Origin of the sequence: Azohydromonas lata, assembly GCF_034427735.1 — a bacterium.
Taxonomy (GTDB): Bacteria; Pseudomonadota; Gammaproteobacteria; order Burkholderiales; family Burkholderiaceae_C; genus Azohydromonas; species Azohydromonas lata.
This window is the reverse complement of record NZ_JAXOJX010000055.1, coordinates 1-14,162: the sequence shown is the minus strand read 5'-3', so window position 1 is coordinate 14,162 and position 14,162 is coordinate 1. Positions and strand designations below refer to the sequence as shown.

At 69.6% G+C, this 14,162-nt stretch carries 12 protein-coding genes and 1 pseudogene; 8 read left to right on the top strand and 5 right to left on the bottom strand.

The annotated features are described in order from the left end of the window. Positions 1 to 72: 72 nt before the first annotated feature. Positions 73 to 870, top strand: coding sequence for a DUF3750 domain-containing protein (locus tag SM757_RS25690; RefSeq protein WP_084268034.1), 798 nt, complete (start codon positions 73 to 75; stop codon positions 868 to 870). A 146-nt stretch (positions 871 to 1,016) separates the two neighbouring features. On the opposite strand, the gene SM757_RS25685 is transcribed toward SM757_RS25690, so the two are convergent. Beyond that, on the bottom strand, positions 1,017 to 1,283 hold the full coding sequence (locus tag SM757_RS25685; protein WP_066342572.1) for a DUF3135 domain-containing protein: 267 nt from the start codon (positions 1,281 to 1,283) through the stop codon (positions 1,017 to 1,019). A gap of 430 nt (positions 1,284 to 1,713) precedes the next feature. On the opposite strand from SM757_RS25685, the gene SM757_RS25680 reads away from it, so the two are divergent. From SM757_RS25680 to SM757_RS25670, 3 genes and pseudogenes are all read left to right on the top strand, one after another. After that, positions 1,714 to 2,397 carry a carbonic anhydrase gene (locus SM757_RS25680; protein ID WP_322467578.1) on the top strand — a complete coding sequence of 228 codons (684 nt, stop codon included), beginning with the start codon at positions 1,714 to 1,716 and terminating at the stop codon, positions 2,395 to 2,397. Positions 2,398 to 2,573: 176 nt separating this feature from the next. After that, positions 2,574 to 4,193 (top strand): SulP family inorganic anion transporter, encoded by a 1,620-nt coding sequence (locus tag SM757_RS25675; RefSeq protein ID WP_322467577.1) that lies wholly within the window; start codon positions 2,574 to 2,576, stop codon positions 4,191 to 4,193. Between the two features lie 78 nt (positions 4,194 to 4,271). Next, positions 4,272 to 4,466: pseudogene (locus SM757_RS25670) on the top strand (PrpF domain-containing protein); the annotation flags it as partial. 66 nt (positions 4,467 to 4,532) lie between these two features. Here SM757_RS25670 and SM757_RS25665 read toward each other — a convergent pair. Further along, positions 4,533 to 5,090 (bottom strand): flavodoxin, encoded by a 558-nt coding sequence (locus SM757_RS25665; RefSeq protein WP_322467576.1) that lies wholly within the window; start codon positions 5,088 to 5,090, stop codon positions 4,533 to 4,535. A gap of 335 nt (positions 5,091 to 5,425) precedes the next feature. On the opposite strand from SM757_RS25665, the gene SM757_RS25660 reads away from it, so the two are divergent. After that, complete coding sequence (locus SM757_RS25660) at positions 5,426 to 5,875, top strand: carboxymuconolactone decarboxylase family protein (RefSeq protein ID WP_322467575.1); 450 nt, start codon at positions 5,426 to 5,428, stop codon at positions 5,873 to 5,875. A gap of 264 nt (positions 5,876 to 6,139) precedes the next feature. Here the strand turns inward: SM757_RS25660 and SM757_RS25655 are convergent, their stop codons facing one another. Both SM757_RS25655 and SM757_RS25650 read right to left on the bottom strand, forming a co-directional pair. Next, entirely contained in the window at positions 6,140 to 8,542 is a 2,403-nt protein-coding gene (locus SM757_RS25655) for a putative bifunctional diguanylate cyclase/phosphodiesterase (protein WP_322467574.1), read from the bottom strand. A gap of 164 nt (positions 8,543 to 8,706) precedes the next feature. After that, a complete protein-coding gene (locus SM757_RS25650; protein ID WP_322467573.1) occupies positions 8,707 to 9,549 on the bottom strand; it encodes an EAL domain-containing protein in 843 nt (280 codons plus the stop codon). 611 nt (positions 9,550 to 10,160) lie between these two features. On the opposite strand from SM757_RS25650, the gene SM757_RS25645 reads away from it, so the two are divergent. Continuing rightward, positions 10,161 to 11,714, top strand: coding sequence for a methyl-accepting chemotaxis protein (locus SM757_RS25645; RefSeq protein ID WP_322467572.1), 1,554 nt, complete (start codon positions 10,161 to 10,163; stop codon positions 11,712 to 11,714). A 153-nt stretch (positions 11,715 to 11,867) separates the two neighbouring features. Here the strand turns inward: SM757_RS25645 and SM757_RS25640 are convergent, their stop codons facing one another. Next, positions 11,868 to 12,839, bottom strand: a complete 972-nt coding sequence (locus SM757_RS25640; protein WP_322467571.1) for a sulfite exporter TauE/SafE family protein — start codon at positions 12,837 to 12,839, stop codon at positions 11,868 to 11,870. Positions 12,840 to 13,174: 335 nt separating this feature from the next. Here SM757_RS25640 and SM757_RS25635 point away from each other — a divergent pair, with 335 nt between their 5' ends. Together SM757_RS25635 and SM757_RS25630 are read left to right on the top strand one after the other, a co-directional pair. Continuing rightward, positions 13,175 to 13,903, top strand: a complete 729-nt coding sequence (locus SM757_RS25635; RefSeq protein WP_322467570.1) for a response regulator transcription factor — start codon at positions 13,175 to 13,177, stop codon at positions 13,901 to 13,903. Next, positions 13,900 to 14,162: hypothetical protein (locus SM757_RS25630; RefSeq protein ID WP_322467569.1), on the top strand; the 263-nt coding region annotated here is incomplete at its 3' end. The genes SM757_RS25635 and SM757_RS25630, both read left to right, overlap by 4 nt.

Here is a 14,162-nt window from a genome sequence, read left to right as displayed (position 1 = left end):
GGACGATGGGGCGAGTTGCCCCCGGGCCGTCAAACTTGCTCGTTTGGCCGTTTGACGTACCCGGAGACTTCCATGCAGCGCCTTGCAGTTCCGCTGTTCCGACTGTTTCTTGTCGTGCTGGCCGCGCTGGCCTTGCTGCGGGCGGCCCCCGCAACGGCCGCCGACTGGATGAGCGCCAGCCGCGAGCCCGTGGGCCTGGCGCCGGACCCGGCGCAGGTGCGCGAGGCCATGGTGCAGGTCTACGGCGCGCGCGTCGTGGGCGCCAAGGGCCTCTTCGGCGTGCACACCTGGGTGGCGGTGAAGCCCACGGCCGCACCGGCCTGGACGGTGTACGAGGTCATAGGCTGGCGGCTGGGCTGGACGGACAACGTGGTGGTCGTCCGCCAGGGCGCGCCGGATGCGCGCTGGTTCGGCGCCGAGCCGGAGCTGTACGCGCAAAAGCGCGGTGCCGGCGTGGATGCGCTCATCGAGCGCATCGGCCAGGCCGTCAAGCGCTACCCCTATGCCGGCGAGTACCGGCTGTGGCCGGGGCCCAACTCCAACACCTTCACGGCCTGGATCAGCCGCAACGTGCCGGAGCTGGAGCTGGACCTGCCCGCCACCGCCATAGGCAAGGACTTCACCGGCACCACGCTGCTTGGGCCCGCGCCCAGCGGCCATGGTTTTCAACTCTCGTTGGGCGGGCTGCTTGGTTTGGCGGTGAGCGCCGTGGACGGCGTGGAGCTCAACCTGCTGGGCCTGAACTTCGGCGTGAGCCCGCTGGGCGTGAAGCTGCCCTTCGTTGGGCGCATCGGCGGGTTTCATCCGCCGGCACAGGGCGTGGCCGAGGTGCCGGCCGCGCGCGAGGAGCCCGCGGGCAAGGCGCTGTGATCTGCCCGTGTATCGACTGCTGATCGATGGCCTATTGGCCTGGTAGGAGGCCCGCTTGCGGGCCGAATCGCCAGCACATCGTGATGCCCGCCGGGTTCGGCGCCGCAAGCGGGCTTCCTACAGGCGATGGCCGTGGCGCCTGAGCGTCACAGCTTCGAGACGTTGCGGGCCCAATCGATGATTTCGTCCAGGGCGCGCCAGGCGGCGGCGCTGTCCTGGCGCGCCTGCTCGGCGGCCTCGACGCCGCGGCGCTGCAGGTCGGCCACGCGGGCATGGGCCCAGGCCTCGTAGCCGCGCGGGGCGAAATCCATTGCGCTTTCCAGCACTGCGCGGCGCTGCGCTTCGAAAGCGGTGGGATCGGTTTGGGCCAGGTGGGCCATCTGGTCGAAGTTGAAGGGCAGGATGGATCGCATGGTCAGGGCCTCAGGCTGGAACTTGGAAATGCGGAGTCCAAAAAAATCCTGCCTAACCCGCAACAGCGGCGCCCGCCTGAACTGCATGGAGGCTCCAACTTCTTGTCCTGTCGCGGCCTGGGGAATTCAGGCTTCGCTGGGGCAGGAATCTACGCAGGCGGCCCAAAAAAGCTTGACGACATTGATACATGCGCAACCCGCCGCCGGCCACGGCGGCTGCACGCCACGAGCTGATCCGGCACCGCTCCACCGCCAGCCGCGAGGTCCAAAGCGCAGCTTCTCCCCAGACGGAAAAGCGCAAAAGTTCCCCGCCTGTTGCTCACCGACGCACGTGCAACCGGGCGCAAATCCAGCGGAATGATTCGCAATTGAGGGTTTACGCTAGGTGCCGTGTTGCAGTGCAGCAATCGAAGACCGACAAGGAGTTTTGATGGACCTTCCGACCCGCCTTTTGCTGGAGAACCAGGCCTGGGCCGACGAGATGGATGCGCGCTCACCCGCCTTCTTCGAGCGCATGAGCAGCGGGCAGCAGCCCGGCGTGTTCTGGATTGGTTGCGCGGACAGCCGCGTGCCGGCCGAGCGCATCGTCAATGCCGCGCCGGGCGAGCTGTTCGTTCACCGCAGCATCGCCAACCTGGCGCTGCTGGAAGACAACAGCGTGATGAGCGCGCTGCAGTACGCGCTGGACGTGCTGGGGGTGGAGTCCGTGATCGTGTGCGGGCATGACGCCTGCGGCGGCGTGCGCGCGGCCCTCCTGCCGCCCTCCGAGTCGGAGTCCGACGCCGGCGCCGCTCCCGGCCACGCCCGCGCCGACTACCTGGCCGAGCGCATACGCCCGCTGCGCCGCCTCTACCAGCAGCACCGCCACCAGGTGGACGACGGCGGCAGCGGGCTGCCCGCCGACGCGGCGCTGGCCGCGCAGGTGGACCGGCTGGTGACGCTCAACGTCATCGAGCAGGTGCGCACGCTGGCCTCCACGGCGCTGGTGCAGCGCGCTTGGCAGCGCGGCCAGCGCCTGCGCCTGCTGGGCTGGGTGTACGGCCTGCGCAACGGCCGCCTGCGCCAGGTGCACGCGGTGGACGCGCCGGGCGTGGCGCTCAGGCGCGCGGCCTGAACAACGCCGCAGCGACACCGAAGCAGGTGCGCAGCGCCTCCCCGGCGCTCCCTCGCTCCTGCCGCTTTCCCTCCTTCTGAAGAACCCGCCCCGGCCACGCCTTGACGGCGGCGGTGCAGGGCGCCCGCTCAGGGCCCGCGTCCTGTCTGTCTGACTCTTTCTTCGCACGTCTCCCCATGCAGTCCCCCGTTTCGTCCTCCCTTGGCGCCGCCCCGCGCGGCCTTTCCTTGCGCCACCTGCGCCACGACCTGCCGGCCGGCGTGGTGGTGTTTCTCGTCGCCTTGCCGCTGTGCCTGGGCATTGCGCTGGCCAGCGGCGTGCCTTTGCTGGCCGGCCTGGTCTCCGGCGTGGTGGGCGGCCTGATCGTCGCGGCGCTCTCGGGCTCGCAGCTCAGCGTCAGCGGCCCGGCGGCGGGGCTGGTGGTCATCGTCGTCAACGCCATCGCCACGCTGGGCAGCTTCGAGGCCTTTCTCGTGGCCGTGATCCTGGCCGGCGTGCTGCAGGGGCTGTTCGGCCTGCTGCGCGCGGGCGACATAGGCGCCTGTTTCCCTTCGCCGGTGATCAAGGGGATGCTGGCCGCCATCGGCCTGCTGCTGATCATCAAGCAGTTGCCCGTGGCCTTCGGCTTTGCCTCCACGCCGCACATGCTCGAAGGCGTGCCGCGCGACGCGCAGGCGCTGGACGCCATGGCGCTGGTGCTGGACTCCGTGAGCGAGGCGGCGGTGGCCGTGGCGGCCGGGGCGCTGCTGATCCTGTTCCTGTGGGAGCTGCCCGCGGTGAAGCGGCTGCCGCTGCTGGGCAAGCTGCCCGGCGCGCTGCTGGCCGTGCTGTGGGGCGTGGGCTGCCAGGCCTTCTTCCGCGCGGCGATGCCGTCCGAGGCGCTGGTGGAGCACCAGCTCGTGTCGCTGCCCAAGGTGGACGGCGTGGGCTCGCTGCTTGGGCAACTGGCCTCGCCGGACTGGTCCGCATTGGCCAACCCGCAGCTCTACACGGTGGCGGTGACGCTGGCCGTGGTGGCCAGCCTGGAAACCCTGCTCAGCCTGGAAGCCGCCGACCGGCTGGACCCGCTCAAGCGCGTGGCGCCGCCCAACCGCGAGCTGCAGGCGCAGGGCGTGGGCAACGTCGTGGCGGGCTTCCTGGGCGGGCTGCCCATCACGGCGGTGATCGTGCGCAGCTCGGCCAACATCCAGGCCGGCGCGCGCACGCGGCTGTCGGCCATGCTGCACGGCGTGCTGCTGCTCGCGAGCGTGCTGCTGCTGGTGGAGCTGCTGCGCTGGATTCCGCTGGCGGCGCTGGCCGCCGTGCTGCTGCACACGGGCTACAAGCTGGCGAAGCCGGCGATCGCGCTGGCGGCGTGGCGGCAGGGCGCGGCGATGTTCGTGCCCTTCGCGGTGACGGTGGCGGCCATCCTGGCCACGGACCTGCTCATGGGCATCCTCATCGGCCTGGTGGCGAGCATGCTGTTCGTGATCCACGCCAACACGCGCGGCGCGCTGTCCATCACCTCGCGCGAGCGCGCCCACCTGCTGCAGTTGAGCAAGGACGTGTCCTTCTTCAGCAAGGCGACGTTGCGCCGCTACCTGGAGCGGGTGCAGCCGGGCGACTCGCTGATCATCGACGGCGCGCGCTGCCGCTTCGTGGACCGCGACATCCGCGAGGCGCTGGACGATTTCATCGCCCACGCCCGCGAGCGCCACATCGAGGTGGAGCTGCGCTCCATGCCGCCGGTGGGGGCACCCGCGACGGCTGAAGTTCCGCCGGCCCGCCTGCCCGCGGCCGCCACGCGGGCGCTGTAGCGCCAAGGGTGCGCGCGAGCGCGCCAGGGCCGGCCGGCACAATGCCGCCCGGCCTTTTTTGCCTCCCGCGTCCCCGCCATGACCCCACTCCGCATTCCCGCCGTCTACATGCGCGGCGGCACCAGCAAGGGCGTGTTCTTCCTCGCCCACGACCTGCCGGCCGACCCCGCCGCGCGCGACCGCCTGCTGCTGCGCGTCATCGGCAGCCCCGACCGCTACGGCAAGCACATCGACGGCATGGGCGGCGCCAGCTCCAGCACCAGCACGGTGGTGAGCCGCTTGGCGCGGCGGCTGATGGAGGGTTTCGTGAGGGTGCCGGCGGGCTGACGCACCCGCGCCTCAAGCCGCCTGCGCCAAGCGCTCCAGCAGCAGCGGTTTCACCTGCGCCACCCAGGCATCGAGCCGTTCCTCGGTGAACATGCCCTGGGTGCGCTGGTCTATGACGAGGCCGACGAAATGATCGCCCATGACGGAGGCCGAATATTCGAACGTGTAGCCCGTGGTGGGCCAGGCGCCGATGATTTCCGCGCCCAGGGCTTGCAGCGTGTCGTGCAATTTGCGCAGCGAGCTGGCGAAGCGCTCCGAATACCGCTCCTGGGCGCCCAAGCCAAACAAGGCGATGCGCTTGCCGTCCAGCCGGATATGGGGCGGGAGCTTGGCCAGGAACTCCTCCCAATTCGCTTCCAGGCAACCGGCCGAGCGGCCGGGAATTTCGCCCACGCCATAGCTGGGCGTGCCGAGGATGAGGGCGTCGTATTTGAGGAAATCCTCGGGCTGGATGCGATTGACATTCACCGGCTTGTCCGCAACGGCCTCGCCCAGGCGGGCGTGGATTTTCTTGGCAATCAGGCGGGTGGTGCCGGTCTCGGTGCCGAAGAAGATGGCAATTTTGGTCATGGAAGCCCTCTTGGTGTTTGTCGCGCCGCAGGCAATGTCTGGAATGTGAGGTTCCGGACGGCTGGGCGGGACGGATGGGGCTTGGCTTGCAAGAAGTGTGCGGGTGGAGTTTCGAGGAATGGTGAAGGGCGGTTTTCGACTGACTGTGGTCGGACCAAAGCTATTTTCGACCGGCCGATTTGGGCTGAGGTCAGACATACCGTCCTGGAACGAGGATTGGAGCGCGATCCCGACAAGCTGGGAGCCTGTCACAGCTTCATCGTTCCAAACGTCTTGTTGGTTGGGGAGGTCGTGTCGACCCCTCGCAACCCCTTCCATCTAAGGAAACTTGACACATGGATCGCGCTGTTTGGTACCAAGCATCTTCCGAGGGCGGCAAAGCCATGACCAGCCTGCACCATTTCGTCACGAAAGGCACCGGATTGCCCAGCTTGCTGACGCACCTTGTTTTCCTTCGGGTCTCGCAGATCAACGGCTGCGCCCATTGCATCGACATCCACGCCCGCGACCTCATCGCCGAGGGAATGTCCGTCGACAAGCTCATGCTCGTTCCGGTATGGCGCGAAGCGGAATACTTGTTTTCCGAGCAAGAACGCGCCGCGCTGGCTTGGTCCGAGGAAGTGACGCGCGTCAGCGAAACACACGCCTCCGATGCGGCCTATGCAGCCGCGTTGGCCATGTTCGGCGAGAAGGATTTGGTGGATCTGACGCTCACCGTCGCTGCCATGAATGCGATTAATCGCATGGGCATCAGCTTCCGGATGAAGCCGCGGGCTAAAGCCTGAGCTTGCGGGTCTCTGCAGGCCTACGGCTAAAAATCTGCCACCAGAATTTTTTGAAATCGAGAGGGAAGCAAAATATTATTTGATATTGAGTGCAAAGCAGATTGCAATTGCTTTTGATTGATTTCTGCTCGCTATATCTGGTCTCGATTAAGCTTCCGCTTTCCCTCTCTTAAATTGGCTGACTTCCGTGGACAAGCCCATAGATTCCGGCCGGCCCCCAGCGTCTGAAAACCCTGGCAAGCAACGCCAAGCCTCCTAAACCCCCTAAACCGCCTCCATCACCGCCCGCCCACCTTCCCAGGCCTGGACGAAGGGCAGCACGTCCTGCGCCGCCAGCGGGCGGCTGAACAGGAAGCCTTGCAGCCCCTCGCAGCCGCGCTCGCGCAGCATGCGCGCCTGGCCCGCCGTTTCCACGCCCTCGGCAATGGCCACCAGGCCCAGCGCCCGCGTCATGGCCAGGATGGTCTCCACGATCACCCGCGCCTCGCCGTCGGCCTCCAGGTCGTTCACGAAGCTGCGGTCGATCTTCAAGGTGTCGAAGCGGAAGCGCCGCAGGTAGCCCAGCGCCGAATAGCCGGTGCCGAAGTCGTCCAGCGCCAGCTGCACGCCCAGCTCGCGCAGCCGGTTGAGCGTCTGCACGGCCGCATCGGCGTCGTCCACCAAGGCAGATTCCGTCACCTCCAGCTCGATGCGCCGCTCCTGCAGCCCGTCCACCGCCGCCTGCACGCAGTCCAGGAACTGCGCATCCGCCAACTGCCGCGCCGACACGTTCACCGACACCTTCAGCGCCGCCGGCCACTGCCGCGCCTGCGCGCAGGCCTGCTCCAGCACCCAGCGGCCCAGCCGCGGCATCAGCCCAACGGCCTCGGCGATCGGGATGAACTCCGCCGGCGACACCGCGCCGTGCTCCGGGTGCGTCCAGCGCAACAGCGCCTCCACGCCGCTGATGCGCCCGCTCACCGCGCACACCTGCGGCTGGTACGCCAGCCGCAGCTCCGAGCGCTCCAGCGCGTTGCGCAAGTCCTGCGCGAGCTGCGCGTGGCGGCGCCGGCTCTCGTGCATGCCCGACTCGAAAAAGCACCAGCGGTGGCCGCCCGTGCGCTTGGCCGCGTACAGCGCCATGTCCGCGTGGCCCAGCAGCGTGTCCACGTCCGTGCCGTCGCGCGGCGCCAGCGCCACGCCTGCGCAGGCGCGCAGCGCCACCGTCTTGCCGCCCAGGTCGGCCGGCGGCGCCAGCGCCGCAAATACCCGCTCCAGCAGCGACTGCACCTGCTCCATGCCCACGCCGGGCAGCAGCAGCGCGAACTCGTCACCGCCCAGCCGCGCCAGCGTGTCGCCCTCGCGCACCACGGCGCGCAGCCGCTCGCCAAAGACGCGCAGCAGCGCATCGCCCGCGGCGTGGCCCAGCGTGTCGTTGACCTGCTTGAAGCCGTCCATGTCGAACAGCACCGCCGCCACGGCGCGCCCCGGCGTGCCCGCCCAGCCCACGGCCAGCGCGGCCTGCAGCCGCTCGCGGTAGTGGCGCCGGTTGGCCAGGCCCGTGAGCGCGTCGTTGTGCGCCATCCAGCTCAGCCGCTGGTGCGCGAGCTGCCGCTCGGTGACGTCGGCGGCCACGCCGCGCCAGCCGACGACGTGGCCCGCCGCGTCGCGCAGCGGCCGCGCGCTCAGCGACCACCACAGCGGCTGCTCCCCACGCTGCAGCGCGATCACGTGCTCGCGAAACGGCGTACCGCTCTCCAGCCGGACGAGCAGGGCCTGCCAAGCGGCGCGCGCCTCGGCGCCCATGCCGGCCTGTGTAGGCAATGCGCGGCGCAGCAGCCGCAGCGCGGGCAGGTTTTGCAGCCAGGGCGCGGGCGCGCCCAGCTCGGCCGCCAGCCGCGGCGAGACGTGCTGCAGCCGGCCCGCGGCGTCCAGCTCCCACAGCACGTCGCTGGCGTGGTCCTCGAAGTCGCGCAACAGCAGGCCGATGACCTCGTGCTGCCGGTCCGCGCGCGCCTCGGCCACCAGCCGCGCGCCAAAGGTCTTGGCCGTGGTCCAGGCGCTGTAGACCACGATGAGGCTGTAGAGGAACAGCAGCAGCCCCAGGGCGTGGGCAATGGCCGAGTCCATGCGCCACACCGCCACGGACGTGCCCGCGCCCAGCACCAGCACCCAGCCCGTGGCCGCCGCCGGCAGGCTCGCCAGCGCGAAGCCGCCCGCGCAAATCATCCCCGTGAGCACCACGCCCACGAAAAACTGCTGCTGCACGTCCAGCGCGCCGTACACGCTCAGCGGCAGCGCCGCCCACACGGCGCCCAGCAGCGCGGCATGCCCGATGGCGTGGCGAATGGCGCGCCGCGATGCGCTGCGCCGCGGCGGCCGTGCCTGCTCGCGTGCCCAGCCGCGCAGGCCCAGCCCCGCCAGCAGCACCACCGCCGCCACCCAGGCCAGCATGAAGCCGCCGGCCACGTGGCCCCACAGCACCACGCCCACGACAAGTGCATTGGCGATGTTGACCACCATGGCCGCCGGCGTGAGCCGCAACATGGCCTGCATCTGCCGCGCGCGAAAGCTTGCGGCCAGCGGCTCGTCCACGTCGTAGGCGCTGAACCACGCGCGCATGCGCTTGGGACGCCGCCGCGTGGCGGCGTCCGCTGGAGAGTCGGGGGGCGTGGAAATGAAAAGCACCGGAGCTGCAAACGGTGGTCAAGGGTGGATACACGGCCGGGACACCGCCCCGGCCGGCCCGCGCAACGTCCGGAATCGAACCGCGCGAGCCGAAACTTTCTTGGAAAGCCGGCTACTCGCTGTTACGGCTTTGTCAAAGCGGCGGGCGTGCGCAGGCGGGCACTTCAGCCGGCGCCGGGCGGCTGCAAGGCCGCAATCTGTTGCGCGGGCACCAGGGCGCGGAAGGCCGGCCGGGCGAAAAAGTAGCCCTGCATCAGCGTGATGCCCAGGTCGGCCAGGAAGCCGTACTCGCCCGCCGTTTCCACGCCCTCGGCCACCACGCTCACGCCCAGCTCGCGGCACAGCGCCGTGGTGTGGCGGACGATGGCCTGCCGCTTGGCGTCGGCCTCCACCCCGCGCAGCAGCGCCATGTCCAGCTTCACGATATCGGGCACGAAGTCCGCCAGCAGCGACAGCCCGGCATAGCCGGCGCCGAAGTCGTCGATGGCGGTCAGGAAGCCGATGCGCTTGTACTCGCGCATCACCTCGGCATACCAGGCCTTGTCGTGCACCTGCTCGCCTTCGGTGGTCTCGAAGACGATGTGGCCTATGGGAAAGCCCGTGGCCCGCGCCACTTCCAGCGTGGTGCGTATGCAGATGTCCGGCTTGTAGACGGCGTTGGGCAGGAAGTTGAGCGACAGACGCGCCTGCAGCCCAAGCGCGACGGCTTCGCGCAAGGCCTTGATGCGGCAGAGCTGGTCGAAGCGGTATCGGTTGTCCTCGTTGACCTGCCCAAGCACGCTCATGGCGCCTTCGCCGTGCAGGCCGCGCACCAGCGCCTCGTGGCCCCACACGCCGCGTGCGTCCAAGTCCACGATGGGCTGGAAGGCGAAGCTGAAGTCAAAGCCCAGTTTTTCCGCGGAGGCGCAATCGCCCGGGCACGCCGCACCCGCGGCCAGGTCGGGCGGCGTGCTCAAGACGCCCAAAGCGGCCGGAAGAACGGGGTAGGTGATTGCGGTGGGTGACATGGCTGTCCATCGGATCGCGCCCCTGCCCGCTTGAGCCCGCACAAGGCGTTTCCTTGTCCGGACTGTGAAAATATCGGTCTGTCCGGCCATGCCGCTTGTTTGAATTTCCGCGGGTTGGGAAAGCTTGAGTTCCAGGCCTGAACCGCTGAGAAAGACTTTTCCATTTTGGAAATTCGGTAGAAATTCACGATTTCCAGACGCCCTGCATGGCAGGCCGCCGCCAGTCCCCGCCCGCGGCCTGCAGGCTTTTCAGCGAATTCCCCACGATTCACTTCCTCGATATTGCGGCCTCGCCGAATATGCCCGCTCGGGAAATGGCCGCGGCCGATTGCTGATTCAAATCAAGCCGCATACCTGTTCGAATACCCGTTCACCTGTTTTTCGCCGTCCTTCGGGTCCGGCGTAACAGTTACGTAACGAATGGGCTGCACATCCGCGAAACACTGCCTTCCATTAGGGAAAACGCGGTGTGGACGGCATGGCGCAGGCGCATGAGGGGCGGCAAGGCCCCGGCGCCTTGGCGGGCCCGATATTGGCCAATATCGGTGCGCCCAAATTCCGGACCACGCGCGCAATGAATTTCACTTCAGCGCGGAAGGCAGCCGGGTACCATGAAAAACAGCGAGTTCGTCACGGGACAGGAATTTGTTCTGCGTCAAGGCATGACGCTGATGTCCACCACGGACGCCACCAGCCGCATCACCTACGCCAATTCGGCTTTCGTCGAGGCCAGCGGCTTTGACGCGGACGAACTGGTTGGGCAGCCGCACAACCTCGTGCGCCACCCCGACATGCCACCCGCGGCCTTTGCCGACATGTGGGCCACGCTCAAGGCCGGCCTGTCATGGACGGGCATGGTCAAGAACCGCCGCAAGAACGGCGACCACTACTGGGTGGTCGCCAACGCCACGCCCATGCGGCGCAACGGGCAGCTTGCGGGCTACATGTCGGTGCGCACGCCGGCCACGCCTGCGCAGGCGCAGGCGGCGCAGCGCCTGTACGACGACATGCGCGCCGGCCGGCTCAAGGGCCGTGCGCTGCACCGCGGGCTGCTGGTGCGCTCGGGGCTCACGCGGGCGCTGTCTTTCTTCCAGCTCGCCTCGCTGCGCACGCGGCTGGCCCTGGGCGCAGGCGTGGCCAGCGCGGCCGTGGCGCTGCCGGCGCTGGCCATGGCGTCCACGCTGGCGCAGCAGCTCACCGTGGCGGGCTCCTGGGCCGCGGGGCTGCTGTTGGGCGGCGGCCTTCTCTGGCGCCAGGTCGCCACGCCGGTGGACGCGGTGCTCGCGCATGCCAACGAGGTGGCCAGCGGCGAGACCTCGCCCGGCCCGGCCATGAACCGGGTGGACGAGATCGGCCTGCTCATGCGCGCCGTGAACCAGGCCGGGCTCAACCTGGGCGCGCTGGTGGACGACGTGTCCGTGCAGGTGCACGCCATGGCCTCGGCCACCGGGCAGATCGCCAGCGGCAGCCAGGACTTGAGCGGCCGCACCGAGCAGGCCGCCTCCAGCCTGCAGCAGACCGCCGCGGCCATGGAGCAGATCGCCCAAACCGTGCAGAACAACGCCACCAACTCGCTGGAGGTGCGCAAGCACGCCGAGAGCGCCACCGAGGCCGCCACCGAGGGCGGGCAGGCCATGCAGCGGCTGGTGGCGCAGATGGACGGCATACAGCGCCACGGCACGCGCATCGCCGACATCGCCGGGCTCATAGACAGCATCGCCTTCCAGACCAACATCCTGGCCCTCAACGCCGCGGTGGAAGCCGCCCGCGCGGGCGAGCAGGGCCGCGGCTTCGCCGTGGTGGCCTCCGAGGTGCGGGCGCTGGCGCAGCGCTCGGCCGGCGCGGCGCGCGAGGTCAAGGCGCTGATCGAGGAATCCACCCGCGACATGGACCTGGGCGGCCGCAGCGCGCGCCAGGCCGGCCAGACGATAGAGCGCATCGTCCAGCAGGTGCGCCAAGTTTCGGCGCTGGTGTCGGACATCACCGACGCCTCCGAGCAGCAGGGCTGCGGCGTGCAGCAGGTGCACGTGGCCATCTCGCAGCTCGACGGCGCCACGCAGCAAAACGCCGCCCTGGTGGAGCAGAGCACGGCCGCCGCGGGCGCGCTCAACGTGCAGGCCGCGCGCCTGGCCGAGGCCGTGGGCATCTTCAAGGACTCGCGCTGAGCGAAGGCGCGGCGCAGCGGGCGCCGCTGCCGCTGCAATGACCGCAGTCGCTGAGCTTGCGGCGCGCAAACGAAGCGGGGGCGTGCATGGCACGCCCCCTTGTCCTTTCCATCGGCTTTGCGCTGCCGCCGCGGCGGCGGCGCGGACCGGGCGTCAGCCCAGCGCCTTGTAGATGTTGAACAGGCTCACCGAGATGACCAGGCAGCCCACGATGGTCATGAGCGTGCGCGCCTTGAGCGAGCGGCACAGCAGGGCCGCGAACGGCGCGGCGAAGAGGCCGCCGAACACCAGCCCCGCCACGGTCAGCCAGGTGCCGGGCTCGCCGGCCAGCAGGATGAAGGCGGTGGCGCCGGAGAGGGTGAGGAAGAACTCGGCGAAGTTCACCGAACCGATGGTGGTGCGCGGGTCGCCGCCGGCGCCGATGAGGTTGCTGGTGACCACCGGGCCCCAGCCGCCGCCGCCGGCCGCGTCCACGAAGCCGCCGAACAGCGCCAGCTTGGCCACGTGCTTGGGCTGCTCGCGCTTGACGCCCCTGTGCCGCCAAGCCTTGCGCAGGATGTACAGGCCCATGAGCACCAGATAGGCGGAGATGATGGGCTTGAGCACCTTGCCGTCGAACTGCGTCACGAGGATGGCGCCCAGGATGGCGCCGACGATCCCCGGCACCAGCAGCCGCAGGAACAGCGACTTGTTGACGTTGCCCAGCTTGGCGTGCGAGAGGCCGGACATGCCGGTGGTGAACACCTCGGCGATGTGCACGCTGGCGCTGGCCATGGCGGGCGAGGCGCCGGTGCTCATCAGGAAGGTGGTGGCCGTCACGCCGTAGGCCATGCCCAGCGCGCCGTCCACGATCTGCGCCAGCAAGCCCACGCCCACGGCGCTCCAGAACACGGGGCTGTGCAGCGCGTCGCTGACGATCTGCACCCCCGCCGCCGGCCCGTGCTCGCCGAAGAACAGCCGCCAGGCCAGGTACACCAGCAGCCCACACAGGATGGAGGCCGCCGCCCACATGGCGATGCGCAGCTCCGGGTGGTCGTCCGGGTGGTGCGAGTGCGAGAAGTCGTCGACGGGGGCCTGCGCGGCGGCCAGGGGCAGCGGAGCGGCTTTCAAGGGCGTGGCGTCCATGGCGTTTCTTCTGGGCTCGGCACTGGGTTTATGCCGGGCGCGTTGATGCAATGGCGCGAAGTTAATAAGCCGCCAAGCGCGCGGCTACGAAGCTTTGGGCGCTTCGATATGCGCTTTCCGTGCTTGTAAGCCTTGATGAACGTCAGGCCGCCCCGGTTGCACCTGCTTGCAGCGCGCTGGCCTGGAATGCGGCAGGCGACGCCGCGCCGGAGCGGGCCGTGACGCTGTGCACGCGCGCCGCGGCCGGGCAACGCGGCGGAAACGTGGCGGCAAAACGGGCGCGGACACAATCCGCGCCTCTTTTTTGCGCCACTGCGACGCTGGAGCAAGCCGCCGTGATCCGTTGCCTGCTGGTCGATGACGACCTGGACATCCGCCTGGCCGTGCAGGCCTACCTAGAGCGCTACGGCCTGCGGCTGCGCACGGCCGAGGACGGCGCGGCCATGCGCCGCGCGTTGGGCGAGGAGCGCTTCGACCTGCTGCTGCTGGACGTGATGCTGCCCGGCGAGGACGGGCTGGAGCTGTGCCGCGAGGTGGTGCAGTCCACGGCGCTGCCCGTGATCATGCTCACCGCGCAGGGCGACCCGGTGAGCCGCGTGCTGGGCCTGGAGCTGGGCGCGGACGACTACATCAGCAAGCCCTTCGAGCCGCGCGAGCTGATTGCGCGCATCCACGCCGTGCTGCGCCGCAGCCGCCGCGCGCAAGGCGCCGGAGCCGGTGCGGGCGTGCCGGCCGCGGCGGACGCCGCGGGGCCGTTGCGCTTCGAGGGCTGGTGCTTCGACCGCTTGCGGCGCGAGCTGGTCTCGGCCGGCGGGGTGACGGTGTCGCTGTCGGCGGCGGAGTTCCGGCTGCTGTCGGCCTTCGTGGCGCACGCGGGGCGGGTGCTGGCGCGCGAGCAGCTGGTGGAGCTGGCGGGCGCGCCGGGCGTGGAGGTCAACGAGCGCAGCATCGACTTGGGCGTCTCGCGGCTGCGCCAGAAGCTGGGCGACTCGCCGCGTGAGCCCGCGCTCATACGCACGGTGCGCGGCGAGGGCTACCTGTTCGATGCGCAGGTGAGCGCTTGAGCGCCCCCGCACCACCGTCCACGCGGCCTGGCGCCGCGTGCCTGGGTGCCCTGGGTGCGGTGCGCCGCGCGTGGTGGTGGTGCACCGGCTCGCTGTTCAAGCGGCTGTTCCTGCTGATGTGGGCGGCGCTGGTGCTCAGCCACGTCGTGGCCTTCGCGGCGGTGATGCTGCGCCACGGCGGCTGGAGCATGGGGGTGCCGCTGCCCACCTTCCCGTCGCTGCCGCCCACGCCCGGCGTGCCGGACGCGGGCCTGGCGCT